The following is a 26133-nucleotide window of genomic DNA, read 5'->3' as shown; positions in this document are numbered from 1 at the left end:
TGTCTTGGGGAGGCGGCATGCTGGGCGAGAGTGCCCTGGAACAGCAACTGGCGCAGGCGCGGGCCGCGCTGCGCGAGGTGGGTGGCGCCGCCGCACCCCGGGAGCGCACGGAGTCGGTGGCCGAGGCCGCCGAGGGCCGCATCCGCGTCACGCTCGGCACCGACGGCCGGGTCAGCGCCGTCGACATCGACCCGCGGGTGCTCCGGGAGGGCTCGGAATACCTCGCGGCCGAGCTGCGCCAGGCGGTCAACGCCGCGCTCGACGGCCAGGACGACGGGGTCGCCGCCAGCGAACCGATGCCCGACCTCGCCGCGATGACCGCCACCATCGAACGCCTCCAGGACCAGGGCCTGCGGCAGATGCGGGAGATCAGCCAGGCCGTCAGCGAGACAATGCGGAAACTGCACGGGAGCTGAGCGTGGAGAGCCTCGACGTCGACCTCGACGCGCTGGGTCGCGGCGCGGACGAGCTGGAGCAGGCCAAGGAGTCCGTCCGCCAGGTCTTCGAGGGCTTCCAGGCGGCGGTCGGCGGCTACGCCGCGGCCTTCGGCGGCGACGACATCGGCTCGCTGCTGGGGGTCGCCCACCAGGCGTGCGTGGACGCGCTGGCCGAGTGCCTGGGCACGAACATCACCGAGCTGGAGAGCTACGTCGACGGCCTGCGCGGGATGGCCGACGGCTACCGCGCCGCCGAGGAGAACGCGGCCGCGTCGTTCCGCTCGATCCTCGGCTCGCTGGGCGCCTGAGCCGCCCGACCTAGGAAAGGAGTCGCGGTGGGTCTGACGCTCCCGGGTGAGCTCGCCTCCCTGCTCTCGATGCTCGGCTACGAGTGGCCCCAGTCGGACGAGACGGCGATCTTCCAGCTCGCCGGGGAGTGGACCGGCATGGCCGGCCAGATCTCCGGCTCGGTGGCGCAGCTGGAGTCGGCGGCGCGCACGGTGCTCGACAACAACCGGGGCGAGAGCTTCACCGCCTTCGCCGGCGAGTGGAACGACAAGGAGTCGGCCGCCCGCAACGTCGCCGACGTCGCCCGCCCGGCCACCGTCATCGGCGTCGGGCTGATGGTCGCGGCGGGCGTGGTGCTGGCCCTGAAGATCCAGGTGATCGTCCAACTGGCCCTGCTGGCGATCCAGATCGCGCAGGCCATCGTGACGGCGGCGGTCACCTTCGGGGCGTCCCTGCTCCAGATCCCGATCTTCAAGATGATCACGGGGATGATCATCGACCAGCTCATCGGCATGGCCGTCGAGACGGTGCTCAATGGCTAGGAAGCGGACCAGCCCGCCCCGGCAGACGCAGGCCAAGGGCGCCCGCGTCGTTTCGGCCTATCTGGAGAACGCCGACGTCTTCCGCACCGCGAAGTCGGCCGGCACGAAGCCGAAGGGCCCGGCGGTGCTGGTGCTGAAGAACCGGCCGGACTTCGACAGGCGGGACTTCGACCGCAAGGCCCGCGACCTGCAACGGCTCGGCCAGGACGGGGCGCTGAAGAAGGCGCCGTCGGACCGGGACAGCAACAAGGTCTACGACCCCTCCACGGGCAAGCGACGCACCCGCACCAACGTCTACCGGGACCGGATGATCCGCAACCTGACCAAGGACGGCCGCCTCACCCAGGACATGGGCACCCCGGAGACGAACAAGTACCTGGCCAACAAGAACGTGGTCGAGCGCCTCTACGCGGGCAAGGGGCCGATCACCGCCCGGGGCCAGGGTTACGACCCCGACCACATCCAGGAGCTGCAACTGGACGGAACGGACACGTACGATAACCTCAGGCCGATGGACGCCTGGACGAATCGCCAGCTCGGCAGCGACATCTCCGTCGCGCTGCGGGACGTTCCCGAGGGCACCCCGGTCATCGTGAAGGTGATCCCGTGACCAGCCTGCAGGACCCGGCGCGCCTGGAGCGCATCCGGGAGAAGCTCGCGCTGCTGCGGCGCCTGGAGGCCGAGCGCGGCTTCGGTGTGGTGATCGGTGAGCCGACCCCGCTGGAGCCGATCCCCGACCTGCCCGGCGTGGCCGAGGTCTACGGCCTCTTCGGCCGGCTGGCCGGCGACAACTTCCGGTTCGAGACGCCCGAGGAGATCAGCAGCCCGGCCGCCTGGGCGGCCCGCACGGTGGACGAGGACGACCCGATGGGCAGCCCGCTCGCGGTCGGCCACGAGGTGCACAGCATCCCGGAACGGCTGCGCGGCGAGATCGAGGCGGGGGCGCCCATCTACCTCGACCCCGAGGATCTCGACGTCTACTGGATGGAGCCGGACGACTACGTCTTCCAGTACGAGCACCCCGACGAGGACGTGGAGTTCACCGTCGTCGCGCCCGACGTGGCCACGTTCTTCGACGAGCACGTGCTGGGCCCCGCCTACCCGGAACTCGTCGCCGTCGTCCTCGGCCCCGGAGTCCGGGACCGGCGGCTCCGCTCCGGCCGGCACGCCGGCGAGTACGCCGACAACTGGCGGCGCCTGCTGATCGCCGCCGACCTGGCGTCCTGACGCCGCCCGCACGCCGTCCGCACCCGAGACGCGAAGGACCAACGATGGCCGCTGACCCCCGGTTCCGCTCACTGTGGAACGAGGACGAGCTCATCCCGTACCCGCGCGAGGCGTGGCTGGAGGGGGGATTCGACCCCGACCTGCTGCCCGCCGGCGACGAGATCCCACTGGACGTGGCGGTCGTCTACACCGCGTTCCTCGAAGGCGACATCGAGCTGTTCGACACGATCCAGCTCAGCACCGAGGACGGCTCGCTGGACATCCGGCTGATCGTGGTGGGCGCGGTCGCCGACAACCCCGACCTGCTCTACGTGCTCGACCCGAAGACCGGCGAGATCCTCCAGTTCGACCTGGAGCAGCAGGACGTCCAGGCCGTCAACAGCAACTTCCGCACCTTCGTCGAGTTCCTCTACCAGTTCGCGCTCTTCGTGGAGGCCGACGAGGGCAAGCCGGGCCGGGCCGAGCGGGCGGAGACGCTGCGCACCGTCCTGGAGAGCGTCGACCGTGCCGCGTTCGCCCCGGACGCCTGGTGGCCACTGGTGATCAGTCAGCTCAAGTAGGTCGGACGGGAGGCGGCCTGGGGCATACGGGCCGACGGCGGCGGCCCGGCAGACGACACGCCCCGGCCCCGGCGGCGGGCAGGTCAGTCGCGGTCAGCGGCAGGCACGGATGGCGCTCAGCGTGGCGTGCACGTCGAACTGGTGCCCGTCGTCGCTCTCCCAGCCGCCGTCGCTGCGCTGGGTCTCGGCCAGCCGCCGCCGTGCCCGTGCCAGCAGCCACTCGTCCCCGACGATGCCGACGCGGCGCAGTGTCGCGGCCAGCCAGGCCACGTCGCCCGGGGACAGCTCCGGGATGCGCTCGGCGAGGATCACCTGGATCCGCGCCGCCTCGTGGAACATCTCCTGCCGGTACAGGACGGCCGCGCTGAGCCAGCCGGCGGGCAGGAAGGACGGCCAACTGCCGTCCGGGCGCAGCCGGGCGACGAGCGACTGCGCGGCGGCGTGCACGACGCCCGCGTACGCGCCGCCGACGCGGTGGTCGAGCGGCCCGGCGGCCCGCGCGTCCAGGCCGGCGACGGTCAGCCAGAAACCGGCGTTCGCGGTCAGGTGGAACGCCGCCTCGGGGTCGCCCGGCCGGGCCCACTCGGGGGCGACCCCGGCCAGCGCCGGGTCCTCCTCCCAGCCGCCGTCGGGCAGTTGCCGCGCGGCCAGCCAGTCCAGCGCCCGGCGGGCGGCCGGACGGCCCAGCGCGCCCAGATCGTCCAACTCGGACAGTCGGAAGCAGGTGGCGTCCACGGAGGAGACCTCGCCGCCCAGCGTCGCCGGCCAGCCGCCGTCGGGCGCCTGACCGACCTCCGCGTCGTCGAGCAGCTTGTCGGGGGGCGGCGCGCCGGTGCGCAGCCGGGACAGCCGGGCGCGATCCACCGCGTCCCCGTGCGCCACGACGAACCCCACCGCCGCATCAATGTCGACCACGGCGGCAACGCTACCTGCGTAAACATGATCGCGCCTCCGCAGATCGGCCGAGGTCGCGGGGGTCGGGACGGCCCCGCCGCGACCTCGGCCGGCGCCGGGTCAGTACGCCGGCAGCGACGGGTCGATCTGCTTGATCCAGGAGAGCACGCCGCCCTGCACGTGCACGGCGTCGCGGAAGCCGGCCGACTTGAGCGCGGCGAGCGCCTCCGCCGAGCGGACGCCGGACTTGCAGTGCAGCACGATCTGCCGGTCCTGCGGCAGCTTGGCCAGCGCCTCGCCCGAGATGATCTCGCCCTTGGGGATCAGGGTCGCGCCGGGGATCCGGACGATCTCGTACTCGGCCGGCTCGCGCACGTCGACGAGGAAGATGTCCTTGCCGGCGTCCTGCCACTCCTTGAGCTCCAGCGCGGTGATGGTCGCGTCGACCACCGCCTCCTGGGCCTCCACCGACACCGCGCCGCAGAAGTCCTCGTAGTCCTCCAGCAGGTCGGTGACCGTGGGGTTCTCGCCGCAGAGCACGCAGTCCGGGTCCTTGCGGACCTTGATCTTGCGGTAGCTCATCTCCAGGGCGTCGTAGACCATCAGCCGGCCGACCAGCGGCTCCCCGATGCCGGCGAGCAGCTTGATCGCCTCGTTGACCTGGATGGAGCCGATCGACGCGCAGAGCACGCCGAGCACGCCGCCCTCGGCGCAGGAGGGGACCATGCCGGGCGGCGGGGGCTCCGGGTAGAGGCAGCGGTAGCAGGGGCCGTGCTCGGCCCAGAACACCGACGCCTGGCCGTCGAAGCGGTAGATCGACCCCCAGACGTACGGCTTGCCGAGCAGCACCGCCGCGTCGTTGACCATGTAGCGGGTGGCGAAGTTGTCGGTGCCGTCGACGATCAGGTCGTAGCGGGAGAAGATGTCCCGCACGTTCTCCCGGTCCAGCGCCGTGTTGTGGATCTCCACGTGCACCAGCGGGTTGATCTCGCGGATCGAGGCGGCGGCCGACTCGGCCTTGGAGCGCCCGACGTCGGAGACGCCGTGGATGATCTGGCGCTGGAGGTTGGACTCGTCGACGGTGTCGAAGTCGATGATGCCGAGCGTGCCGACCCCGGCGGCGGCGAGGTACATCAGCGCCGGCGAGCCGAGACCACCGGCGCCGACACAGAGCACCCGGGCGTTCTTCAGCCGCTTCTGCCCCTCCACCCCGACGTCGGGGATGATCAGGTGGCGCGAGTAGCGGCGGATCTCGTCAACGGTCAGCTCGGCGGCGGGCTCGACGAGCGGGGGCAACGACACGGTGGACTCCCCGGGATCGGCTGAAGGCGAACCGAGCCATTGTCGCTCGCACCGGCCTCGATCGGCCATGAGGAGCGACACGTCGCCCGAACTGCGGGAAGGGGAATAACTCAGGTGCCGGGAACGACCTCGCCGTCGTAGCGGGAGCCGTCCACGTACGGCCAGGCGTTGGCGGCGCAGCCGTCCAGGCCGTACGTCTGCTGCTGCATCACCGGCGCCGGTTCGCCGGGCCCCGGGCACGCCTGGTGCACCTCGCCCAGCTCGTGGCCCACCTCGTGGTTGACCACGTAGGCGCGGTAGATCGCCAGCGGCGCCCCGTAGTCGGGAACCGCCTCCAGCCAGCGCGCCAGGTTGACGATCACCTGGCCGGGGAGCCGGCACGAGGTGTAGCCCTCGGTACTCAGCCCGCCCTCGGCGCACATCCGCTCGGAGGTGTCCGGGGTGGCGAGGTAGACGGTGAAGTCGGCGTCGTCCGCCTCCGCCACCCGCCGCAGCCGCAGCTCCTCCGAGGCGATCCAGCTCCGGGGATCGCCCAGCACCTCGTCGACGGCCACGGCGAAGGAGTCGACGTCCTGGCCGGTGCCCTGCTCCACGGCCACCCGGTAGTGCAGGAGCGGCCCGTCGGTGCCCCGCACCGGGGACTCGCCGGGCGCCGTGACGAAGTCGCCCGTACCCGCGCGGGGGTAGGCGGAGGGCCGGGGCCGCTCGTCCGTTCCCGCCGCGTACGACGTGCGACGCCCGTCGCCGGTGGCCGGCACGCTCGCGCGGTCGCCGGCCCGGGCCAGCGTCACGGTGGCGGTCGCCGCGAGCAGCAGGAGTACGCCGAACCCCACCACGCGCCGCCCGTGGAGCGGGGCCGACGGTCGGGGCGGAGTCGCGCGGCGGGCCGGGCCAGGCGGGTCGCAAGGGGACGACGACGTCATGAGCCGAGCGTTGCACACCAATCGGGCATTGCGCCGCGTAAAACGCGAATCCCGCTCAACCCCCGACTGTGCCGCGTGCTCGTTCCTCCTCGCCGTGCCCGTCGGGGCCTTGCGTCAGAGCCGGGGCCCCGCGTACCGCCGCCCGTCCCGGTACGGCCAGGGGTTCGCGACGCAGCCGTTGAGGAAGAGCGTCTGCTGCATCATGACCGGCGCCACCCGCCCCCTGCCGGGGCAGCGCTCGTGCCGGTGCCCCAACTGGTGCCCGACCTCGTGGTTCACCACGTACGTCCGGTAGACCGACAGCGGCACCTTCGCGCTCACGAAGTGCGGCACCGAGAGCCGCCAGCGCTCCAGGTTGACGATCACCTTGCCGGGCGCCCGGCAGGACGTGTAGGGCCGCCCGCCCACCCGGATGTCGACCCCTCCGGCCGCGCACATCCGGCCCGCCGTCCTCGCCGTGGCGAGGTAGACCGTGAAGTCGTGTCGGGAGGCGGCACCCACCTGCTGCAACCGCAGCTCGCCGTCGACCCAGCTCCCCGGCCCGGCGAGCGCCCGCTCGACGGCGGCGGCGAACTGGCCCGCGTCCTCGCCGGCGCCCGACTCCACGGCGACCCGGTAGCGGCGCAGCGTGCCGGCGTCGCCCAGCACCGGGCCCGTCCGGTCGTCGTAGCCGAAGCTGCCCCGGCCCGCCGACGGCACCGGCCCGGGCAGCCGGAGCACGGCCGGCGGGGGCGCGGCGGCCGAGGGCGACGCGGCGGGCGACGACGGCGAGGCCGCCGCCGGCGCGAGCATCGGCGCGGGGGCCAACTCCTCGGGCGTGAGCGCCTCCGCCCCGACGTCGGCACGCCGGTCGGCGATCACCGCCACCGCCGCGCCGACCGCGAGCACCAGCGCGACCAGCTCCACGAGCCGTCGCCGGCGCGCCGGCCGACGGTGTCGCGCGCGGGTCAGGTCCACGCCGGCGTCGCGCGGGGGTGAGCCGGCCGGGGCACGGCGGCGGCCGTCGGCGGAAGCCGGGGCACGGCGGGTCGGGGTGGGGCGACGGGCAGGGGGCATCCCGGTCAGCCTGCCATGTCGGACCGCTCGGCGGTGTCCCCCGTTTCGGTGAGCAGGCCCAACACGGCCCGGGCCACCAGGCGCGGCACCTCCAGCTGGGCCACGTGACCGACGCCGTCGAGCATCAGCAGCCGGCTGTCCGGCACGACCCGCGCCGTCTGCGGCGCCACCCGCACGTCCACCAGCCGGTCGGCCCGGCCCCCGACGACCAGGGTGGGCGCCGCGACCGTCGCGGCGAGCCGCCACAGCGACCCGGACCCCGGCAGGTACGACCGCAGGAAGCTGGAGACCAGCCCACGGAACGTCCGCACGTACGCGGCGGCGTAGTGCGGGACCTCGTGGCGCACCCGGATCTCCTCCAGCGCCTCCTCCCGGCGCTGGTCGCTGATGCGGCTGAGGTCGGCGACGCACGACTCCATCACCTGCTGGGCCATCACCTCGGGCGCGATCTGGGCCAGCCGCCAGGCCGCCAGGCGCTCGCCGCGGGGGATCGCCAGCAGCGGCAGCATCCGGCCCTGCAACGAGCGCCGGAAGTCCAGGAACGGCAGGGCCGGCGAGATCAGCGTCAGGCTCCGGACCAGGTCCGGCCGCACCCCCGCCACCTGCACCGAGATCGCCCCGCCCAGCGAGTTGCCGAAGAGGTGCACCGGCCCGCGACCCGAGTGCTCGATCCAGCGGATCACCCGGTCGGCGAAGGCCGGGACGGTGTACCGGCGGCCCGGCTCGCTGCGGCCGAACCCGGGCAGGTCGATGGCCTGCCCGTCGAGGCGGTCGGCGAGCAGGTACGCCAGATCGGTCCAGTTCTGCGACGAGCCGCCGAGCCCGTGCACGTAGAGCGCGGGCTCCGCACCGGGCGCGGTGGCGGGGGTGTCCCGCACGTACGTCACCGTGCCGTCGAGGCGTACCTCCCGCCCCGGCCAGGGCGGTGGCACGGAATGCCCGGGGAGCAGGTGGTCCGGCCGAAGGGTGGCGCTCTTCATGACTCCAGTCTGCCCGAGGTGCCGCCCGGGGCGCTCAGGCCAGCAGCGCCTCGAGCCGGCGGTTGACCGCGGCCAGGGTGGCCCGGACGACCGCCTGCCGGGGATCGCCGGCGACCAGCGCGGAGCCGACCAGCTGCTCCACCCAGCCGTCGCAGACCAGCAGCACCACGACGGTCGCCACGTCGCAGTTGCCGAAGGGCACCACGGCGGCGTGCTCGACGAAGCAGCGGCCCCGGTCGGGGCCGGCGTCGGGGGCACGCTCACCGCCGCGCAGCAGCTCGTCGACCGCCGCCGCGGCAGCCACCGCGCACAGCCGCAGCACGTAGCCGTCGACGGCCGGCCCGGTCGAGTAGCCGGCGGCGCTCTCCCCGCCCGCGAGCAGGCGTACCTCCACCGTGGCGTCGAGCCCGAAGGTGCTCACCTGGACGTGGTCGATCACCACCCGGGGACCCACCGCGCCGCCGGTGTCCAGCGGCCGCGACGGCGCGGTCTCCGTCGTCGTCACCTGCCCACCGGAGTACGACGTGCCGACGGTCGCCGGGACACCGGACGCCGCCCCGGCCGGGGCGGCCGAGACCGAGCCCGGCTCCTCCACGGTGGCCCGGCCCCGGTGCGGGGCCGCGGGCTGCCGGCGCCGACGCGGGCCCTCGGTCTCGGGACGCGGTTCGGTGCGGGTCGGCGGGGCCTCCGGCGGGCTGCCGGCCACCCTGCCGCCGGGCACCCGGGGCTCGGCGGAGGACGGCTCGCCGGTACGCGTCGCCGGGCCCGCTGACCTGGGCTCGACACCGCGCGGCTCGGCCGAGCGGCGGCGTACCGGCGGGGCGGGCGCGGCCGGCATGCCGGGCAGGTTCTGCGGCGCGGCGGCCAACCCCATCCGGTCCTGGAGCAGGCGGGCGACCTGCCGGCTCACCTCGGCCGGGTCGGCCCCGTCGGCGAGGTCGAGCCGCAGGCTGTGCGCGCCGGCCGGGGTGCGACGCAGCGCCGCGTCGCGGACGCCGGCCACACCGCGGACGGCGTCGAGGATGGCGTTGACGTCGAAGCCCTCCGGGCGCTCCCGCAGCGGGGCGGGCTCGTCGTCGCGGCGCAGGTGGGTGGCGATGCGGGCGAGTTCGGGGGTTTCGGCGGGTGGCTCCACGGCTGGCGGCTCCGGCACGACGGGCACGTCCGGCTCGGCGGGGACGCGCTGCGGCAACACCGCCGACGCCGGCTCCGGCGCCTGGTCGGCGGCGGCCGGCGGGGCCGTCGGCACCGGCTCGGAAGCGGATCGACGGGCCGCGTAGGAGGGTGCACCCGTCGGGGCGGGCAGGGACGGATCGCGGTCACGCCGCCCGAACCCGCCGGTGGCGGCCTCGGCGCCGGGGGCCTGGGGGCCGACCGGAGCTACGGGGGGCGGCTCGACGCTCTCCGGCCGGAGCCGGAACGGCCGGGTCACCCGCTCCGGGGCGTCCTCCGCGCGGGGCGCCGCCTCCGGGGCGTACGCGAGCGGGGGCGCGCCCGCCGGCGCGGGGACGGAACCGCCGGCGGCCCAGGCCGGCCGCTCGGTCGGAACCGCCTGCTCGGCGTCGGGCCCGGCCGGCCGCTCGTACGACGGTCGGGGCACTGAAGCGGTCGGGGCGGCTTCGTAGGGGCGGCCGGGCTCGCGGGGCGGCTCGTAGGGCCGGGCGGGCTCGGCGCGCAGCGGCTCGTACGGTCGATGCGGCTCGCCGGCCCAGGCCGGAGGCTGTTCCTCGCGGGAGCGCCGCCCCGCCGGCTCGGGCTCCTCACGGGACCGACGGCCGACGGACTCGGGCTCCTCCCGGGAACGGCGGCCGACGGGCGCGGCCTCCTCGCGGGAGCGCCGCCCCGTCGACTCGGGCTCCTCGCGGGACCAGGGCGGCGCCCACGCGGCGCCCCAGCTCGGGCGGTTCCAGTTCGGGCCGGTCCAGTCGGGCTCGGTCGTCGGCGGCCACTCGGCGGCCGACTGCCGCGGGGCGCCCGTCTCCGGGTCGGACGACGCTGCCCGGTCGGGGTGCTCGGCAGCGGCGGCCGGATCGGCGGCCGGCGACTGGTTCGGCTCCGCGCCGACGCCACGGCCGGCGCGATCGTGCCCGGCGGCGCGCGACGCGCGGTCCTGCCCGGGCCCAGCCGCCGTGCGGTCCTGGTCGTACGCGTCCGGCGCCCGGTCCTGGCCGCCGGCACCTGGCGTCCGCTCGGCGCGGCGGCCGCCCTGGCCCGGCCCGCCGGTGGCGCGGTCCTGGCCGGATTCCCCGGACGCGCCGTCCGAGCCGGCGGCGACCGGGTAGGGGCCCTGGTCCTCACGGAAGGCGCGCTCCGCGCCCAGCGCGCGGTCGACGCCGGTGACCCGGTCGCCCCCCTGGTCGGCTGCGGCGGGTGCGGCGTCGACCCGTTCGGTGGACGAAGGCTCGGCCGGCGGCGGGAAGGGACGCGGGTCGTGGGCCGGCGGCTCCGGCGGGAAGCGGTCGCTCCAACCGCGCGCCGGGCCGGCGGCAGACGGGGGCCCCTCGGCGGCGCGGTCGACGGTCGGCGCGTGGAAGCCGGGCGGCACCTCGAAACCGCTGGCGGCGGTGCCGACGGGCGGGACCTGGACGGCCGGGGGCGCCGAGGTCGGCAACCCGGGGTCCGACCAGCGGGTCTGGCGGCCGGTCGACGGGTCGTCGGAGGAGCGCCGGACCGGACCGGGCTCGGGGTCGGTGAACCCGTGCTGCGGCCCCGGCGGCTGCTCGGCCGTCGGCGCCGGGCGCTGCGCGGGCACCACCAGCCGGTCGTTGCCCGGGTCGCGGCGCTGCTCGCCGTGGATGCCGGGCGGGGCACTCACCGGGGCCTGGCGGTTGACCGGAGCGTCGTCGGCGGCGTGGTCGACGCCGTTGGCGCGGTGGCCGTTGACCCGGGCCGGTGGCTCGGCCGGCAGGCCGGGCAGCGGTGGCGGCAGGTCGCCGTGGCGCGGCGACGAGGCGGCCCAGCCGGGGCTCTGCTCGGGCGGACCCCACGGCGAAGCCGGCTCGCGGGTGCCGGAGATCTCCCCGCCCCGGGCCCAACCGGCCGCCGAGGGCTCCCACCCGCTGCCGGAACGGGCCAGGTCGTCCTGCGGACCCGTGCCGTCGCCGTGCTCTCCCGGGGTGGCGGCACCGGGTTGCCCTGTTTCACTCACCGCGCGCTCCTTGGTCGCCCCCGCTGAGGCTACCGTGTGGTGACAGTGGCGATAAGTTACGGCGGCGGGCCAATTCCGCGACGGGTCCCGGGCCCCGACCGGTTCGGGTGAAATGCCGGCTCGTACGAAGAACTCGGAGGTTCCCATGACCGCTGTGGGGAACGGTGCCCAGACCGCCGGCCGGCCCACCCGCCTGCCCCGTTCCGCGCGCCGCAAGCAGTTGCTCGCCGCGGCCCAGGAGGTGTTCGTCGCCCAGGGCTACCACGCGGCCGCGATGGACGACATCGCCGAACGGGCGGGGGTCTCCAAGCCGGTGCTCTACCAGCACTTCCCCGGCAAGATGGAGCTCTACCTCGCCCTGCTGGACACGCACTGCGACGCGATCCTCGCGAAGGTGGACGACGCGATGCGCGGCACCAACGACAACAAGGAGCGCGTCGGCGCGTCGGTGCGCGCGTACTTCGACTTCGTCGACCACGAGAGCGAGGCGTTCCGTCTCGTCTTCGAGTCGGACCTGCGCAACGACCCGGCGGTGCGCCAGCGCGTCGAGCGGGTGGAGCAGGGCTGCATCGCGGCGATCACCGACACCATCATCTCGGACACCGGGATCAGCCGGGCGCACGCCGAGCTGCTCGCCTCGGGCCTGGTCGGCGCGGCCGAGACCGCCGCGCAGTTCTGGCTGGCCCGGGGCCGGCAACTGCCCAAGGCCGAGGCGGAGGCACTGGTCGCGGCGCTCTCCTGGCGGGGCATCGCCAGCTTCCCGCTGCAAGGTGAGTCAGCCTGAACATCCGGCCCCGAGATCGGATAGCCTTCCCATCGGCGGCTCTTTCGCCCGAATGAGGAGGCACAGTGGAGGTCAAGATCGGCGTGCAGTACGCGCCCCGTGAGCTGGTCCTGGAGAGCGCGCAGTCGCCGGCCGAGATCGAGCAGATCGTGACCGACGCCTTCGGCAAGGACGAGGGCACCCTCTCCCTGACCGACGAGAAGGGCCGGCGGGTCATCGTGCCGGTCAACAAGGTCGCCTACGTCGAGATCGCCGAGGCGTCGCCGCGCGCGGTCGGGTTCACCGTCCGCTGAGTGGTCCGGTCGGCCGCGACGGGTGGCCGGACGGTCGCCCGTCGCGGACCGCCGGTCGCGGTCAGTTGTTCAGCCCGGCGGCGGTCATCCGCGTGGTGTGTGCCGCGGTCAGCCGCCGGAACAGTTCCGGCACGTCCACCCGCCCGCCGCGCGTGACGAGCGCGGCGAACGCCCCGCCCTCGGCGGCGGCCACCCGGCCGGCCTGCGACAGCGCCTCGCCGAGCAGGCGCCGCGCCCACATCGAGAGCCGGCCGGCCACCCTGGGGTCCGCCTCGACGGCCGCCCGGATCTCGGCGACGGCGAAGTCTGCGTACGACGAGTCGTGCAGCACGTCGAGGACGAGCTGACGGTCCGGCTCGGCCAGCGTCGCGGCGACCCCCCGGAGGAAGTCGTCGGTGATGGCGTCGCCCACGTACGCCTTCGTCACCGCCTCGGCCCAGTCCCGCGGCTCGGTCGAGTCGTGGTACGCCTGGAGCGGCCCCACGTAGGGCGCCATGGCGTCGTCGGGCAGTACGCCGAGCGCGGCGATCCGGTCGGCCAGCCGCCGGTAGTTGCCGATCTCGGCGGCGGCCATCTCCCCCAGCGCCGCCCGCCGGCGCAGGTCCGGGGCGAGTCGGGCGTCGACGGCCATCCGTTCGAAGGCGAGCAGCTCACCGAGGGCCACCAGGCCGAGCAGATCGACGACGGCACGGTCGGGCAGATCGGTCTCGGACACGAGCGCAGGCTACCGCCCGCCGGCAACCCGGTCGGAAGTGACGCAAGTCACACCCACCGCCCCCGGCGTGGCGCGTGCGTACGGAATCAGGACGACTCCGGGCCGGTTCAGGTAGCATGGAGCAGTTGCCGCGGGCGCCGACCTGGCCAGCCTGATCCGCGCGATCAGGCGGTTCGATCGAGTGTGAGGCCCGCGGCGCGCGTGCGGCCCGGTCCGGCAAGGCAGTCAGCCGCCGACCGTGTGGCCCGCGCCACACCGAACGCGCCCTGAGGACATGACGGGGCGCACCCACGAGAGGGCACCCCCAAATCCACATGAGCGAGCTGACTCAGGACCTCATGGACGGCCAGGAACTGGCCGCCACCGCCCCGGTACGCCCGGAGGCACCCACCTTCGCCGAGCTGGGCGCGCGTCAGGAGACCGTCGACGCGTTGGCCGCGGCCGGCATCACCCGCGCCTTCGCCATCCAGGAGTACGCGATCCCGATCGCGATGCGCGGCGTCGACATGATCGGCCAGGCGCCCACCGGCACCGGCAAGACCCTCGGCTTCGGCGTACCGCTGCTGGAGCGGGTCTTCGCGCCGGGCGAGGGCAGCGACGGCGTGCCGCAGGCGCTGGTCGTCGTACCCACTCGTGAGCTGGGCATCCAGGTGGCCAAGGACCTCGCCGCCGCGGGCCGGACCCGGGGCGTGCGCGTGCTGCCGATCTACGGTGGCGTGGCGTACGAGCCGCAGATCGACGCGCTGCGCAAGGGCGTCGAGATCCTGGTCGGCACCCCCGGCCGCCTGATGGACCTGCAGAAGCAGAAGCACCTGCGGCTGGACCGGGTCCGCGCGCTGGTGCTGGACGAGGCCGACCGGATGCTCGACCTGGGCTTCCTCGACGACGTCGAGAAGATCCTGGCGATGCTGCCGGAGGACCGGCAGACCATGCTCTTCTCGGCCACGATGCCGGACCCGATCGTCACCCTGTCCCGGCGCTTCCTGCGCCAGCCGATGACGATCCACGCCGGGCACACCGCCGAGACCGGCCCGTCGCCGCAGACCGAGCAGCTGGCCTACCGCACCCACTCGATGAACAAGGTCGAGATCGTGGCCCGCATCCTCCAGGCCGAGGGGCGCGGGCTGACCATGATCTTCACCCGCACCAAGCGGGCCGCCGACCGGGTCGCCGAGGACCTCGACTTCCGGGGCTTCGCGGTCGCCGCCGTGCACGGTGACCTCGGGCAGGGCGCGCGCGAGCGGGCGCTGCGGGCGTTCCGGGCTGGCAAGATCGACACCCTGGTCGCCACCGACGTCGCCGCGCGCGGCATCGACGTCAGCGGCGTGACGCACGTCATCAACTACGACTGCCCCGAGGACCAGGACACCTACACCCACCGGATCGGTCGTACCGGCCGGGCCGGGGCGACGGGCGTCGCGGTGACCTTCGTCGACTGGGACGACATGCCCCGCTGGCGGATCATCGACAAGACGCTGGGCCTGGACATGCCGGAGCCCCAGGAGACGTACCACACGTCCCCGCACCTCTACACCGAGCTGCACATCCCCACGGACGTCAGCGGCACCCTGCCGACCGCCGAGCGCACCCGCGCCGGGCTGTCGGCCGAGGTCGAGGAGGACCTCGGCGGCGGACGCTCCCGCCGGGGCGAGGGCGGCCGGGGCGCCCGGCGCGGCGAGGGTCGCGGTCGCGGCGACCGCCGTCCGGGCCGCGCCGGTGGTGCGACCGACGCGCCGGTGACCGACGCGCCCGCCGACGCCGCCGAGGAGGGCCCGCGCATCCCGCGTCGCCGTCGTCGTCGCCGTGCCGGCGAGACCGTCGCGGGCGAGCCGACCACGGTGATCGCCGCCGAGGCGGGCGAGACCCCGGCCGCCGCCGAGGGCGAGGCCGCGAAGCCCCGCCGCCGCCGGCGCCGTCGTGGTGGTGGCTCCGCCAGCGGTACGCCGGCCGAGGCGACCGCCGACTGACCGACGCACGTCACCCGAGATCCCCCGGACCCGTGTCCGGGGGATCTCCTCGTCCGGACGGGCACTTGCCCCGGCGGACACTGACCCCGGACGGGCACCGGCCCTGGGCGGACGCCGACCCGGGCAGACACTCACCCCAGGCGGACACCTGGCCCCGTGGGGCACCGGCCCCGGGGCGGGTGCCCCACGGGGAAGAGCCCCGGCGGGCACCCCGTGTGCCGGGGAAGTCGCCGGTCGACGAGGAAGATGGAGCAATGCCCGAACCGCTGGACGCCGCCCTGACCGAGGTCCGGGCACTGCTGCTCGACCCGGCACTCACCCGCGCGGTCGCCGCCGGCCGACGCCGTGGTCACCGGCCCTCGATGGTCCGCGCCGAACTGCGGCCGGTCGCGCTCAAGGCCGGCGCCCGGTTGCAGATCTCCACCTCCGACGGCTCCCGCCCGTACACCCGCAACGTGGCCCCGGGCCCGGAGGCGGACGCGGCGGTGGACGCGCTGCTCGCCGAGCCGTTCGGCAACTGGCACGTGGAGACGGCCGACGCCACGCTCCAGTTGCGGGTCACCAAGTCCGGCGAGGCGCAGGTGCACCGGGCCGCCGCGAGCCGGCCGGCCGCCGAGCCGGGTGGGCACGACCGGGCGAAGGAGTACCTGCTCGATCCCGGCGACCCGATCTTCGCCGAGATCGGTGGCTCGGCGGCGAAGCGCCGCCAGGTCGACGCGTTCCTGCGGGCGCTGGCGGCGACCCTGCCGGACGACCTGACCGGCCCGCTGCGGGTGGTCGACCTAGGCTGCGGCAACGCCTACCTGACCTTCGCCGCGTACCGGTGGCTCGCGCAGCGCGGGCTCGACGTCGAGCTGGTCGGCGTGGACGTCCGGGAGGACCAGCGGCGACGCAACACCGAGCTGGCCGAGCGGCTGGGCTGGGCGGACCGGGTCAGCTTCGTGGCCGGCACCATCGCCGACGCCGTCGTGGAGCCCGCCCCCGACCTGGTGCTGGCCCTGCACGCCTGCGACACCGCCACCGACGAGGCGCTGGCCCGGGCGGTGCGCTGGAAGGCCCGCTGGGTGCTCGCCGCGCCCTGCTGCCACCACGACGTCGCGGCCCAGCTCCGCGCGCGGCCGGCCCCGGCTCCGTACGAGCTGCTGACCCGGCAGGGCATCCTCCGCGAGCGCTTCGCGGACGTCCTCACCGACGCGCTGCGGGCCGGGCTGCTCCGGCTGCACGGCTACCGGGCCGAGGTGGTGGAGTTCGTCGACTCCCGGCACACCCCGCGCAACCTGCTCATCCGCGCGCGACGCACCGGCACCGCGCCGACCGTCGCCCAGCGGGCGGAGTACCGGGAACTCATCGACCAGTGGGCGGTGACCCCACGGCTGGCGGCCCTGCTGCCACCGCTGCCCTCGCCGGGCACCGCCCCCGACGCCCCGGTGCCCGACGACGTCGCGGCCGCCCACTGACGGGACGCCGCCCGGACCGGCCGCCCGCCTGAGCGGCGGTCCTCGGATGTGATCCGCGCCATTGGAGAGGGCGGAACATCCCATACACGAGACGGTCTGGTCGGTCAGTCAATCGTTTCCTTACCTTTCCGTACTACCCTCGAGGGCGCACCGCCGGGTGCCGGCCGGGAGGGAAGACCCGCAGGGATGGGTTCCGTAGAGGTTTCGCCGCAGATGGCCTTCGCACGTTTCGTGCGGCGCGCCATCGACGACGCCCGCGAGGAACGCGGCTGGACCGTCACCGACCTGGCGTCCCACACGGGCGTCGGTCGGTCGACCGTGTTCCGTTGGCTCGCCGGGGACTGGCAGGACTACCCCGAGCTGGCGAAGGTGCGCGGCTTCTGCGCAGCGCTGGACCTGCCGGTCGCGGCGGCGTTCCGCGCGCTCGGTCTGCCCGACGCCGGTGCCGCACCCCGCCGCCGCGCCGACGACGGCCCGGTCGAGGCGGACGTCCGGGTGATCCTGCAACGGCTGGCCGACCCCACCGTGCCGGCCGAGGAGAAGCACCACATCCGCGACCTGCTGCGCTACCTGGCCCGCCGCCCCATCCGCCGCGCCGGCTGAGCACCCCACCGCCACCCGGTGCGCGCCCCGGTGATCAGGACGCTGTGGACGCTATCGGGCGCTCTTGAGGTCCACGGTGTCCTGATCACCTTCGGGCCAACCCGGCCAGCCCACAGTCAGGCCACCGTGACCGTGAACTCGGCGGTCCGCACCACGCCGGCGACCTGGAAGTCCAGGTAGAGCCGGTAGCGGCCCGGGTCGGGCGCGGTCACCCAGAACGTCACTGCCCCGTCGACCGGCTGCGGTTCGGGGTGGACGTGCAGGTAACCGAGATCCCCCTCGCGCAGGGCGACCAGGTGCCCGTACGCGCCGAGGTAGCGCTCCAGCGCCGGGCGCCCGCCCGCCGAGTCGACGCGGAACGTCAGCGGCACGGTCACGCCGGCCTGCGGCGTGCCCTGGTAGCTGACGGTGAACCCGTCGACGGTGGCCGAGGACGCCGGTGCCGGCAGCGGCCTCGGCTGGTAGCCGCCCGGCGCGGTCAGGTCGACCCCGAGGGTCACGGCGGTCTGCCGGCCGTCGTCGGCGAGCGCGGTGAAGTCGGCGTACGCCCGCCAGACCCCGGCCTGCGGCAGGTTCAGCGGCACCGACCAGGTGCCGTCGGCCGCCATCGTCGGATGCAGGTGCTGGTAGCCGGTCAGGTCGCGCCGCACCACGATCAGGTGCATCGGCTTGTCGTGCACGACCGCGAACCGGGTCACCGGCCGACGTTGCGCGTCCCGCACCTGGAAGCGCAGCTCGCCCGGACGGCCGGCGGTGAACGCGGCGGCCACCGGGGTGAGGGTGTAGCCCGCCGAACTGACCGAGAGGCCGCCCGCCTGCGCCGCCGCGGCCTGGTCGGCGCCGTGCTCGTGGGCGCCGGTGCCCGGCGCGTGGCTGTGCCCGGTGAGGGCGCTGTCGGTTCCCACCGCCGCGGAGGGGCCGCCGCCGTTGAGCCGGCCGAGGCCGAAACCGAGCAGGACGGCGAGCACCAGCCCGCCGACGACCAGCGCCAGCCGGAGGGTGCTCCGGTCCGGCACGGCCGACACGTGCTCCGGGGCGGTGGTCATGCCGTCCGGCACGTCCGTTGCGTGGTCGGGCGCCGCCGACACCTGGTCAGGCACCGCCGCCGTCCCGGTCACGGCCGTGCTGCTCATCGGTCATGCCGCCCACGCTACCGCCCGTCGGCACGACGCCGGCCCGCCAGCGGTGCGGCGTGGCGACGGTCGCAGTCCGCTCCCGCCGGGAACTTTCCCGATCGCTGCTCGACCGACGTCGCCGCAGCTCGGGCCCTGCCGGGAAGCATCGGCGGCGCGGGCGGCTCAGCCGGCCACGGCCAGCGCGAGGGGGAGCACGTCGGGGGCGCCGGCCCGGCGCAGCTCCCGGGCGGCCATCGTCATCGTCCAGCCCGAGTCGACCAGGTCGTCGACGAGGAGCACCGGCCCGTCGAGCCCGGCGAGGGCGTCGGCCAGTTCGTCCGGCACGGCGAAGGCGCCGTGCAGGGCGCGTACCCGCTGGGCGCTGTTGCCGCGCGGGCCCCCGGCGGGCGCGCCGACCGACGTCACCTGCCCGAGCAGCGGCAGCCGGCCCACGGCGGCGATCCGCTCGGCGAGCGAGCCGACCAGGCGGGGCCGGCGACGCGAACCGACCGCCACCACGCCGACCGGGCGGCGCGGCCACCGCTCGTCGCCGTGCGCCCACGCCTTGAGCACCTCGACCACGGCGGCGGCCACGTCGTCGGGGACGGCCACGTCCGCCGCCTCCGGCCCGACCAGGTCACGCAGCCGGCCGCCCCACCCGAGGTCGGACAGCCGCCCCACCGCGCGCCCCGGCAACGCCTGCTCCGCCGGGGCGATCCGCCCCTTCAGGGGTACGCCCACCGCCTCCAGACCGGTCGGCCAGAGCTTCTTCGGCGCGATCTCCACGCCGGGCCGGCCGAGGAAGGTCTGCGCGGCGCTCAGCGCGGCGTCCGACACGTCGGCCGTGAAGAGCGGGCCGGCGCAGCGGTCGCACCGGCCGCAGTCGGCGGCCCCCGCGTCGTCCAGGCACTCGCGCAGGTAGCGCAGCCGGCAGTCGGCGGTGGCCGCGTACTCCCGCATGGCCTGCTGCTCGGCGGTGCGTGCCTCGGCGACGCGGCGCAACCGGGCCTCGTCGTAGACCCAGGGCTCACCGGTGGCCAGCCAGCCGCCGCGCACCCGGCGGACCGCGCCGTCGACGTCGAGCACCTTGAGCATCAACTCCAGCCGGGCCCGCCGCAGGTCGACGATCGGTTCGAGCGCCTGGGTGGAGAGCGGGCGGTCGGTGTGCAGGGCGGCCAGGACGGCACGGACCTGCCCCTCCGGCGGGAAGGCGAGCGAGGCGAAGTAGCGCCAGATGGCGGCGTCCTCGGCGCCGGGCAGCAGCAGCACCTCCGCGTGCGCGACGGCCCGGCCGGCGCGGCCGACCTGCTGGTAGTACGCGATCGGGGACGGCGGCGCGCCGAGGTGCACCACGAAGCCGAGGTCGGGCTTGTCGAAGCCCATGCCCAGCGCGCTGGTGGCGACCAGCGCCTTGATCTTGTTGTCCAGCAGGTCCTGCTCGGCGGCCCGCCGGTCGGCGTCCTCGGCCTGGCCCGTGTAGGAGGCGACGGCGTAGCCCCGGGACCGCAGGAACTCGGCGGTCTCCCCCGCCGCGGCGACCGTGAGCGTGTAGACGATGCCCGAGCCGGGCAGCCGGTCCAGGTGGTCGGCGAGCCAGCCCAGCCGGTGCGCCGGGCTCGGCAGCTCGACCACGCCGAGGCGCAGCGACTCCCGGTCGAGGCTGCCGCGCAGCACGAGGGCGTCGCCCAACTGCTCCGCCACGTCGGCGGTGACCCGGGCGTTGGCGGTGGCCGTGGTGGCCAGCACCGGGGTGCGCTCGGGCAGGTTGCCCAGGAACGTACGCAGCCGGCGGTAGTCCGGCCGGAAGTCGTGCCCCCAGTCGGAGACGCAGTGCGCCTCGTCGACCACCAGCAGGCCGGTGGTGGCCGCCAGCTTCGGCAGCACGGTGTCCCGGAAGTCCGGATTGTTGAGCCGTTCCGGGCTGATCAGCAGCACGTCCACCGCGCCGGCGTGGATCTCGGCGGTGATCTCGTCCCACTCGTCGAGGTTGGCGGAGTTGATGGTGCGGGCCCGGATGCCGGCGCGGGCCGCCGACTCGACCTGGTTGCGCATCAGCGCCAGCAGCGGCGAGACGATCACGGTGGGGCCGGCGACGCCTTCTGCGCCGGTCGCCTCCCGGTCCCGCAGCAGGGCGGTGGCCACGAAGTAGACCGCCGACTTGCCCCACCCGGTGCGCTGCACGCAGAGCACCCGGCGGCGGTCGACCACCAGCGCCTCGATCGCCCGCCACTGGTCCTCCCGAAGTCGGGCGTGCTCGCCGGCCAGCCGCCGCAGCACCGCCTCGGCCCGCTCCCGTACCGCCGTCCGATCCTGGCTCATCCGGCATTTCTACCAGCTACGCCGGACGTCCCCGCCGGACGACGGGGCCGAGCCGGCAGGGGTCAGGCCGGCTCGCGGGACACCGCCGCCCGGACCGCCTCGACCAGGCTGGTCGTGCGGGGGTCCGGGCCCATCGTGACGCGGAGTCCGCTCGTCACGTACCCGAAGGCGACGCCGCTGGCCGGGTCGGCGTAGCCGAGCGAGCCGCCGTGGCCGGGGAAGCCGAAGGCGGTCGGCGACCACCACGGCTGTTCGGGCAGCGGCAGGCCGAAGCCGAGCGCCGGCCGGGTCGGCACCAACAGCACCCGGTCGACTCCGCCCGCCTGCTGCCGAATGGCGGCGTCGAGGGTGGTCGCGTCGAGGATCCGGACGCCGTCGACCTCGCCGATCAGGCCCGCGTAGAAGCGGGCCAGCGACGAGGCGGTGCAGATGCCGTTCACCGAGGGGATCTCGGCCGCCCAGGCACGCGGGTCGACGAGGTCGAGCGGCGGGTCGGTCACCATCGTCGAGCGGACCACCAGCGAGGTCGGATCGGTGTACGCCGCGAGCGCCTCCGGCGCCACCCCGGCGGCGGCGGGCGGAGCGGCCGGCTGTTCGACGAGCCGGGCGACCCGGTGCGCCTCGGAGGCGGGCAGGCCGACCCAGAAGTCCAGGCCCAGCGGTGTGGCGATCTCGTCGGCGAAGTACGTGCCGAGGCTGCGGCCGGAGACCCGGCGTACCACCTCGCCGACCAGCCAGCCGTAGGTGAGCCCGTGGTAGCCGTGTGCCGTGCCCGGCTCCCAGGCCGGCGCCTGGGCCGCCAGCGCGGCGACGACCGGCTCCCAGGTCAGTGCCTCCGCCTGTGGAACCGGACGGTCGAGCACCGGCAGCCCCGCCTGGTGGGACAGGAGCCAGCGGACCGGGACGGCGTCCTTGCCGGCCGCAGCGAACTCCGGCCAGTACTCGGCGACGGGTGCGTCCAGGTCGAGCTGCCCGCGCTGCGCCAGCAGGTGCGCGCAGGCCGCCGGCACGCTCTTGGTTGCCGAGAAGACCACCTGGAGGGTCTCCGCCCGCCAGGCGCGGCCGGTGGCGGGATCGGCGAGCCCGCCCCACAGACGGGCCACCTCCCGGCCGTGCCGGTAGACGCTGAGGGCCGCGCCGATCTCGGACCGCGTCTCGAAGTTCGCCAGGAACGCCTCCCGGACCGGCTCGTAACCCGCCGCCACGGTGCCGCTGACCACGGACATGCGCTCTCCTCTCGGGGCGTCGGGCCCGGACGACGATCAGCCCGGGCAACCATGTCAGGATAGCCTGACGGAGTCAGTCAGGAAGACCTGACAAGCATATGCTTGCGGGATGGCGGAGGCAGAGGTCCCGGGGCACGCGAACCTCGTCGGGTTCCGACTGCCGGACGGGACGCTGAGTACCGACGCCGCAGCACCCGCGACGGCCGTCGGCTACCGGGCCCGGTGCAGCTGCGGCTGGGTCGGCACCAGCGACTACCCGGCCGCCGAGGAGGGCCGCTGGATGGCCACCTCCGAGTGGGGCGGACACATCAGACCGGTCCTGGCCGCCACACCGCCCGGTTGGCTGCTGGGCCGTTCCGACACCCTCCGCGACAACGTCGCCGAGCTGGCCACCACCTGGCCGTTGCAGGCGCTCGGCATCCTCGCCGAGGTGGAACGCTGGCAACGGCCGCTGATCGAGCGCGCCGTCGTGGCGGCGCGGGAGGCCGGGCTCTCCTGGGCCGAGATCGGCAACGCGCTCGGCATCAGCCGGCAGTCGGCGCACGAGCGGTTCCGCAACCTCACACCGCCGAAACCCTCCGCCTGATCGGATCCGCAGGCGCGACCCCGCTCACGGCGCACGGCGGGCGCGCGCCGAACACGATCGACGGTCCCCTCGACAGCCCACCGCCCTGCGAGCCGTCGATCCCCGTCCACACGGAAGCCCCGCCGATGACGAGCAGCCGCCAGGCGGTGGCGACGTCGTCATCAGCGGGGCCGGGCCCGCGACCGTCAGGGGCGGCGGGACGGGGTGCGCAGGGAGTGCCGCAGCAGTGCCAGGCGCGGGGCGAGGCTGGCCAGGCCGCCGGGGAAGAAGTAGACGGCCAGGATGAAGACCGTGCCGAGCACGAAGAGCGGCTGCGACAGCGGGTTGCTCAGGAACGCCGGCAGGGCCTCCACCGCGTCGGACGTGCCGAACGCGACCAGCCGGTGGTCCAGGTACATGTAGAGGATGCCGCCGATCACCGGACCCCACCGGGTGCCCGGCCCGCCGAGCACCACCATGACCAGCAGGGCCAGGGTCCACTCGGAGGAGGTGATGTGCGGCGAGGCACCGCCGACGATCAGGACGTAGACCACGCCGCCGGCCGCCGCGAGCCCACCCGCCAGGGTGAACGCCACCAGCTTGAACCGGTACGGGTCGAGCCCGAGCACCCCGATCCGCCGCTCGTCGTCGCGCAGGCCGGCGAGCACCCGCCCGGTCGGCGAGCCCGACACCCGGTGCACCACGAAGACCACCACGACCAGGTACGCCAGCGCCAGCCAGTAGAGGTTGACGGTGTTGGTGACCCCGACCAGCCCCTGCGGCAGCCCGGAAACGTCCAGCGGCAGCCCCTCCTCGCCGCCGGTGAGCCCGCCGAAGTCGCGGGCCACCAGGATCGCCCCGACCTGGGCGAAGGCGAGCGTCACCATGGCGAACGCGATGCCGACCGTACGCAGCGCCACCGCCCCGAGCAGCGCGGCGAGGATCGTGCCGCCGGTGATCGCGAGCAGCCCCGCCTGCCACAGCGGCAGTCCCGCCTTGGTGACGAGGATGTCGGTGCCGTACACGCCGGCGGCGAAGTAGAGGGCGTGCCCGAAGGAGAGCATCCCGGTCCGCCCGAACAGCAGGTCGTAGCCGGCCGCCAGGCCGCCGAAGACCAGACAGACGGCGAGCAGTTGCAGGGTGCCCGGCGAGTTCAGCGCCCCCTCGAAGACGCCCGGCAGGTGCAGGGTGGAGTACGGCAGGATCAGCGCCACCACCAGCGCGACCAGCGGCAGGAACGGGCGCAGCCCGTGCCACCGCCGGTGCCCCGGCGTCAGCTCGTCGGGCACCGCCGCCGGCGGCGCCGGAACCTCGGGGCTCTTGACCTCGGTCATGCCGTTGCCACCTTTCCGGCGATGCCCTGGGGGCGCAGCAGCAGCACCACGGCCAGCAGCGCGACCACGCAGATGTCGCCCAGCCCGGAGGTGCCGTAGTAGTTGACGAACTGTTGGGTCAGGCCGACGGCGACCGCCGCGTACGCGGAGCCGATCACCGAGCCCATCCCGCCGATGACCACCACGATGAACGCGAAGATCAGCAGTGAGCTGCCCTGGCCGGGCGAGATGGTGCCGAAGTAGACGCCGCCGAGCGCGCCGGCCAGCGCCGCCGCCGCCCCGCCGATCGCGAAGACCAGGGTGAACGCCTTGCGCACGTCGATGCCGAGGGCGGTGACCATCTCCCGGTTCTCCACGCCGGCCCGGATGATCAGGCCGTAGCGGGTCCAGCGGAGGAAGGCCAGGATCGCGCCGAGCACCAGCACCGCGGCGATGATCAGCAGCAGGCCGCCGTTGGGCACGTTCGCCCCGAGGATCGAGGTGACCTGCCGGGTCCACTCGGGGCGCGGGAACGGCCGGGCGTCCGCCTTCCACGTGGCCTGGAGCAACGCCACGCCGGCCAGCGAGAGGCCGACGGTGACCAGCACCTGCTCGATGGTGCGGGAGTAGAGCGGCCGGATCAGCACCAGCTCGACGAGCACCGCGACCAGCGTGCCGGCGGCCACCCCGAAGGCGACCGCGAGCACGAAGCCGAAGCCGTCCGAGCCGGCGCCGGGCAGGTTGTGCGCCGCCCACCAGGTCCCGTACGCGCCGACGCCCAGGAAGACGCCGTGCGCGAAGTTGAGCACGTCGGCCAGGCCGAAGACCAGGGAGAGACCGCTGGCGACCAGGAAGTAGAGCGCCGCCAGGCCGAGCCCGGTGAGCGTCAACAGGATGACGGTGTCCATCAGTGCTGGTCCTTCCGCGCGCCGGCCGGCGTACCGGCGGGGTGGTGTCCCTCCGCCGAGCCGACGCCCAGCAGCGACTTCGTCAAGGCGGTCTCCAGCAGCAGTTCCTGCGCGTCACCGGTCCAGGCGACCCGGCCGGCGGCCAGCACGACCGCGTCCCGGGCGAGCCGCCGCACCACGGCCAGGTTCTGCTCGACCAGCAGCACCGGCACGGACTCGGCGACCCGTTCCAGCACCTCGGCCACCTCGGTCACCACCTTCGGCGCGAGCCCCTTGGTGGGCTCGTCGACCAGCAGCAGCCGGTTGTCGTTGAGCAGCACCCGGCCGATCGCGAGCATCTGCTGCTGCCCGCCGGAGAGCGAGCCGGCCCGTTGCCGTCCGCGCCGGTCCAGCTCCGGGAAGAGCGCGAAGACCTTGTCGTACGCCGGGGTGCTGCCCCGCCGCTCGGCGAGCCGGAGGTTCTCCGCGACGGTGAGCCCGGCGAAGACGCAGCGGTCCTCCGGCACGTAGCCCAGCCCGCCGCGGACCAGCCGGTGGGTGGGCCGGGCCAGCAGGCTCTGGGCGCCCATCCGGACGGCGCCGCGCACCTCGCCGGCGGGCGGGGTGAGGCCGACGATCGCGCGCAGGGTGGTCGTCTTGCCGACGCCGTTGCGCCCGAGCAGGACGGTGACGCCGGTCGGGGCGACCGTGAAGGACACCCCCTGGAGGATGTGCAGCCCGGCGATGCGGACCGACAGGTTCTCCACGCTGAGAATGGGTTCCACTAGAGCGACTCCCCCAGGTAGGCCTCTTGCACGGTGGGGTTGGCCATCACCGTCTCCGGGGTGTCGCAGGCCAGCAGCGCGCCGTGGTGCATCACGGCGATCCGGTCGGCCAGCTCCAGGATGACGTCCATGTGGTGCTCGACCATCAGCACCGACCGGCCGCTGTCGCCGGTGAGCGAGCGGATCACCGAGACCAGCTCGGGCACGTCCTCGGCGCTGACCCCGGCCATCGGCTCGTCGAGCAGCATGACCCGGGGCTCCCCGGCGAGCAGCAGGGCGATCTCCAGCTTCCGCTTCTCGCCGTGGGCGAGGGTGCCGGCCAGCGCCGTACCCCGGTGGGCGAGGCCGACCCGGTCGAGCGCCGCGTCGGCGGCGGCGGCGACCTCCCGGTCGGCCGCCGCCCGCCGCCACAGCTTCATCGAGCCCCCGCGGTGCGCCTGCACGGCGAGCCGGACGTTCTCCCGCACGCTGAGCGAACCGAAGACCGAGGATGCCTGGAAGGTACGGCCGAGGCCGAGACGGGCCCGCTTGTGCGGCGGCAGGGAGCCGATGTCCTGCCCGTCGAGGGTGATCCGACCTTCCGTGGCCCGGCGTACGCCGGTGATCAGGTTGAACAGTGAGGTCTTGCCGGCGCCGTTGGGCCCGATGACGCCGAGGAACTCCCCGGGCGCCAGGTCGAGGTAGACGCCGTCGACGATGGCGACCTCACCGATCCGCCAGGTCAGACCGCGGGTGGCGAGCATCTTT

Annotated in this window: 26 protein-coding genes; 12 read left to right on the top strand and 14 right to left on the bottom strand. The window is 74.8% G+C overall.

What is annotated here, in order from left to right:
• Positions 1-17: 17 nt before the first annotated feature.
• Genes GA0070610_RS01195 through GA0070610_RS01170 form a run of 6 tightly spaced genes read left to right on the top strand, consistent with a single transcriptional unit; the run spans position 18 to position 3054 of the window.
• The gene (locus GA0070610_RS01195; protein ID WP_088998308.1) at positions 18-416 is read left to right on the top strand and encodes a YbaB/EbfC family nucleoid-associated protein; all 399 of its coding nucleotides are present in this window, start codon (positions 18-20) and stop codon (positions 414-416) included.
• Positions 417-418: 2 nt separating this feature from the next.
• Positions 419-745, top strand: coding sequence for a WXG100 family type VII secretion target (locus GA0070610_RS01190; protein WP_088998307.1), 327 nt, complete (start codon positions 419-421; stop codon positions 743-745).
• 27 nt (positions 746-772) lie between these two features.
• Positions 773-1267, top strand: a complete 495-nt coding sequence (locus GA0070610_RS01185; protein ID WP_088998306.1) for a WXG100-like domain-containing protein — start codon at positions 773-775, stop codon at positions 1265-1267.
• Positions 1260-1877 (top strand): hypothetical protein, encoded by a 618-nt coding sequence (locus GA0070610_RS01180; RefSeq protein ID WP_088998305.1) that lies wholly within the window; start codon positions 1260-1262, stop codon positions 1875-1877. Before GA0070610_RS01185 ends, GA0070610_RS01180 begins: the two co-directional genes overlap by 8 nt.
• Entirely contained in the window at positions 1874-2494 is a 621-nt protein-coding gene (locus tag GA0070610_RS01175) for a hypothetical protein (RefSeq protein ID WP_088998304.1), read from the top strand. Before GA0070610_RS01180 ends, GA0070610_RS01175 begins: the two co-directional genes overlap by 4 nt.
• 44 nt (positions 2495-2538) lie before the next feature.
• A complete protein-coding gene (locus GA0070610_RS01170) occupies positions 2539-3054 on the top strand; it encodes an SUKH-4 family immunity protein (RefSeq protein ID WP_088998303.1) in 516 nt (171 codons plus the stop codon).
• A 93-nt stretch (positions 3055-3147) separates the two neighbouring features.
• On the opposite strand, the gene GA0070610_RS01165 is transcribed toward GA0070610_RS01170, so the two are convergent.
• The 6 genes from GA0070610_RS01165 to GA0070610_RS32055 form a co-directional block, all read right to left on the bottom strand.
• A complete protein-coding gene (locus GA0070610_RS01165; RefSeq protein ID WP_088998302.1) occupies positions 3148-3969 on the bottom strand; it encodes a prenyltransferase/squalene oxidase repeat-containing protein in 822 nt (273 codons plus the stop codon).
• A 99-nt stretch (positions 3970-4068) separates the two neighbouring features.
• The gene (gene moeZ / locus GA0070610_RS01160; protein ID WP_088998301.1) at positions 4069-5250 is read right to left on the bottom strand and encodes an adenylyltransferase/sulfurtransferase MoeZ; all 1182 of its coding nucleotides are present in this window, start codon (positions 5248-5250) and stop codon (positions 4069-4071) included.
• Positions 5251-5360: 110 nt separating this feature from the next.
• The gene (locus GA0070610_RS01155) at positions 5361-6086 is read right to left on the bottom strand and encodes a DUF3152 domain-containing protein (protein WP_231925868.1); all 726 of its coding nucleotides are present in this window, start codon (positions 6084-6086) and stop codon (positions 5361-5363) included.
• A gap of 201 nt (positions 6087-6287) precedes the next feature.
• Positions 6288-7229 (bottom strand): DUF3152 domain-containing protein, encoded by a 942-nt coding sequence (locus GA0070610_RS01150; RefSeq protein WP_088998299.1) that lies wholly within the window; start codon positions 7227-7229, stop codon positions 6288-6290.
• A 5-nt stretch (positions 7230-7234) separates the two neighbouring features.
• On the bottom strand, positions 7235-8209 hold the full coding sequence (locus tag GA0070610_RS01145; RefSeq protein ID WP_088998298.1) for an alpha/beta fold hydrolase: 975 nt from the start codon (positions 8207-8209) through the stop codon (positions 7235-7237).
• A gap of 34 nt (positions 8210-8243) precedes the next feature.
• Positions 8244-11357 (bottom strand): hypothetical protein, encoded by a 3114-nt coding sequence (locus GA0070610_RS32055; protein ID WP_449288791.1) that lies wholly within the window; start codon positions 11355-11357, stop codon positions 8244-8246.
• A 145-nt stretch (positions 11358-11502) separates the two neighbouring features.
• Here GA0070610_RS32055 and GA0070610_RS01135 point away from each other — a divergent pair, with 145 nt between their 5' ends.
• Together GA0070610_RS01135 and GA0070610_RS01130 are read left to right on the top strand one after the other, a co-directional pair.
• Positions 11503-12141 carry a TetR/AcrR family transcriptional regulator gene (locus tag GA0070610_RS01135; RefSeq protein WP_088998297.1) on the top strand — a complete coding sequence of 213 codons (639 nt, stop codon included), beginning with the start codon at positions 11503-11505 and terminating at the stop codon, positions 12139-12141.
• Positions 12142-12206: 65 nt separating this feature from the next.
• On the top strand, positions 12207-12434 hold the full coding sequence (locus GA0070610_RS01130) for a DUF3107 domain-containing protein (protein ID WP_088960194.1): 228 nt from the start codon (positions 12207-12209) through the stop codon (positions 12432-12434).
• 61 nt (positions 12435-12495) lie between these two features.
• On the opposite strand, the gene GA0070610_RS01125 is transcribed toward GA0070610_RS01130, so the two are convergent.
• Positions 12496-13149 carry a ferritin-like fold-containing protein gene (locus tag GA0070610_RS01125; RefSeq protein WP_088998296.1) on the bottom strand — a complete coding sequence of 218 codons (654 nt, stop codon included), beginning with the start codon at positions 13147-13149 and terminating at the stop codon, positions 12496-12498.
• 314 nt (positions 13150-13463) lie between these two features.
• On the opposite strand from GA0070610_RS01125, the gene GA0070610_RS01120 reads away from it, so the two are divergent.
• The 3 genes from GA0070610_RS01120 (at position 13464) to GA0070610_RS01110 (ending at position 17176) form a co-directional block, all read left to right on the top strand.
• A complete protein-coding gene (locus GA0070610_RS01120) occupies positions 13464-15116 on the top strand; it encodes a DEAD/DEAH box helicase (protein ID WP_088998295.1) in 1653 nt (550 codons plus the stop codon).
• A 254-nt stretch (positions 15117-15370) separates the two neighbouring features.
• Complete coding sequence (locus tag GA0070610_RS01115; RefSeq protein WP_088998294.1) at positions 15371-16573, top strand: class I SAM-dependent methyltransferase; 1203 nt, start codon at positions 15371-15373, stop codon at positions 16571-16573.
• Between the two features lie 186 nt (positions 16574-16759).
• Complete coding sequence (locus GA0070610_RS01110; RefSeq protein ID WP_088998293.1) at positions 16760-17176, top strand: helix-turn-helix domain-containing protein; 417 nt, start codon at positions 16760-16762, stop codon at positions 17174-17176.
• Between the two features lie 116 nt (positions 17177-17292).
• Here the strand turns inward: GA0070610_RS01110 and GA0070610_RS01105 are convergent, their stop codons facing one another.
• The 3 genes from GA0070610_RS01105 to GA0070610_RS01095 form a co-directional block, all read right to left on the bottom strand.
• Positions 17293-18309, bottom strand: a complete 1017-nt coding sequence (locus tag GA0070610_RS01105) for a hypothetical protein (protein WP_392567282.1) — start codon at positions 18307-18309, stop codon at positions 17293-17295.
• A 165-nt stretch (positions 18310-18474) separates the two neighbouring features.
• Positions 18475-20610 (bottom strand): RecQ family ATP-dependent DNA helicase, encoded by a 2136-nt coding sequence (locus GA0070610_RS01100; protein WP_088998292.1) that lies wholly within the window; start codon positions 20608-20610, stop codon positions 18475-18477.
• 62 nt (positions 20611-20672) lie between these two features.
• A complete protein-coding gene (locus tag GA0070610_RS01095) occupies positions 20673-21836 on the bottom strand; it encodes a serine hydrolase domain-containing protein (protein ID WP_088998291.1) in 1164 nt (387 codons plus the stop codon).
• Between the two features lie 109 nt (positions 21837-21945).
• Between GA0070610_RS01095 and GA0070610_RS01090 the strand changes: the two genes are divergently transcribed.
• The gene (locus tag GA0070610_RS01090; RefSeq protein ID WP_088998290.1) at positions 21946-22422 is read left to right on the top strand and encodes a hypothetical protein; all 477 of its coding nucleotides are present in this window, start codon (positions 21946-21948) and stop codon (positions 22420-22422) included.
• A gap of 185 nt (positions 22423-22607) precedes the next feature.
• Here GA0070610_RS01090 and GA0070610_RS01085 read toward each other — a convergent pair whose 3' ends face one another.
• The 4 genes from GA0070610_RS01085 to GA0070610_RS01070 are packed head-to-tail and all read right to left on the bottom strand — an operon-like array spanning position 22608 to position 26129.
• Positions 22608-23735, bottom strand: coding sequence for a branched-chain amino acid ABC transporter permease (locus tag GA0070610_RS01085; RefSeq protein ID WP_088998289.1), 1128 nt, complete (start codon positions 23733-23735; stop codon positions 22608-22610).
• Positions 23732-24622 carry a branched-chain amino acid ABC transporter permease gene (locus GA0070610_RS01080; protein ID WP_088998288.1) on the bottom strand — a complete coding sequence of 297 codons (891 nt, stop codon included), beginning with the start codon at positions 24620-24622 and terminating at the stop codon, positions 23732-23734. Before GA0070610_RS01080 ends, GA0070610_RS01085 begins: the two co-directional genes overlap by 4 nt.
• Positions 24622-25386 carry an ABC transporter ATP-binding protein gene (locus GA0070610_RS01075; protein ID WP_088998287.1) on the bottom strand — a complete coding sequence of 255 codons (765 nt, stop codon included), beginning with the start codon at positions 25384-25386 and terminating at the stop codon, positions 24622-24624. The genes GA0070610_RS01080 and GA0070610_RS01075 overlap by 1 nt, the downstream gene beginning before the upstream one ends.
• Complete coding sequence (locus GA0070610_RS01070; RefSeq protein WP_088998286.1) at positions 25386-26129, bottom strand: ABC transporter ATP-binding protein; 744 nt, start codon at positions 26127-26129, stop codon at positions 25386-25388. Before GA0070610_RS01070 ends, GA0070610_RS01075 begins: the two co-directional genes overlap by 1 nt.
• Between the last annotated feature and the right edge of the window lie 4 nt (positions 26130-26133).

Origin of the sequence: Micromonospora echinofusca (genome assembly GCF_900091445.1) — a bacterium.
In the GTDB taxonomy this organism is placed as follows: Bacteria; Actinomycetota; Actinomycetes; order Mycobacteriales; family Micromonosporaceae; genus Micromonospora; species Micromonospora echinofusca.
This window is presented reverse-complemented; position numbering and strand designations above follow the sequence as displayed.

Excerpts from the sequence above, each read along its gene's own strand:
- GA0070610_RS01195 (WP_088998308.1), top strand. The coding sequence starts at position 18 with ATGCTGGGCGAGAGTGCCCTGGAACAGCAACTGGCGCAGGCGCGGGCC.
- GA0070610_RS01070 (WP_088998286.1), bottom strand. The coding sequence starts at position 26,129 with ATGCTCGCCACCCGCGGTCTGACCTGGCGGATCGGTGAGGTCGCCATC.
- GA0070610_RS01145 (WP_088998298.1), bottom strand. The coding sequence starts at position 8,209 with ATGAAGAGCGCCACCCTTCGGCCGGACCACCTGCTCCCCGGGCATTCC.
- GA0070610_RS01135 (WP_088998297.1), top strand. The coding sequence starts at position 11,503 with ATGACCGCTGTGGGGAACGGTGCCCAGACCGCCGGCCGGCCCACCCGC.
- GA0070610_RS01120 (WP_088998295.1), top strand. The coding sequence starts at position 13,464 with ATGAGCGAGCTGACTCAGGACCTCATGGACGGCCAGGAACTGGCCGCC.
- GA0070610_RS01105 (WP_392567282.1), bottom strand. The coding sequence starts at position 18,309 with ATGAGCAGCACGGCCGTGACCGGGACGGCGGCGGTGCCTGACCAGGTG.
- GA0070610_RS01090 (WP_088998290.1), top strand. The coding sequence starts at position 21,946 with ATGGCGGAGGCAGAGGTCCCGGGGCACGCGAACCTCGTCGGGTTCCGA.
- GA0070610_RS01085 (WP_088998289.1), bottom strand. The coding sequence starts at position 23,735 with ATGACCGAGGTCAAGAGCCCCGAGGTTCCGGCGCCGCCGGCGGCGGTG.
- GA0070610_RS01095 (WP_088998291.1), bottom strand. The coding sequence starts at position 21,836 with ATGTCCGTGGTCAGCGGCACCGTGGCGGCGGGTTACGAGCCGGTCCGG.
- GA0070610_RS01150 (WP_088998299.1), bottom strand. The coding sequence starts at position 7,229 with ATGCCCCCTGCCCGTCGCCCCACCCCGACCCGCCGTGCCCCGGCTTCC.
- GA0070610_RS01080 (WP_088998288.1), bottom strand. The coding sequence starts at position 24,622 with ATGGACACCGTCATCCTGTTGACGCTCACCGGGCTCGGCCTGGCGGCG.
- GA0070610_RS01110 (WP_088998293.1), top strand. The coding sequence starts at position 16,760 with ATGGGTTCCGTAGAGGTTTCGCCGCAGATGGCCTTCGCACGTTTCGTG.
- GA0070610_RS01170 (WP_088998303.1), top strand. The coding sequence starts at position 2,539 with ATGGCCGCTGACCCCCGGTTCCGCTCACTGTGGAACGAGGACGAGCTC.
- GA0070610_RS01180 (WP_088998305.1), top strand. The coding sequence starts at position 1,260 with ATGGCTAGGAAGCGGACCAGCCCGCCCCGGCAGACGCAGGCCAAGGGC.
- GA0070610_RS01115 (WP_088998294.1), top strand. The coding sequence starts at position 15,371 with ATGCCCGAACCGCTGGACGCCGCCCTGACCGAGGTCCGGGCACTGCTG.
- GA0070610_RS01100 (WP_088998292.1), bottom strand. The coding sequence starts at position 20,610 with ATGAGCCAGGATCGGACGGCGGTACGGGAGCGGGCCGAGGCGGTGCTG.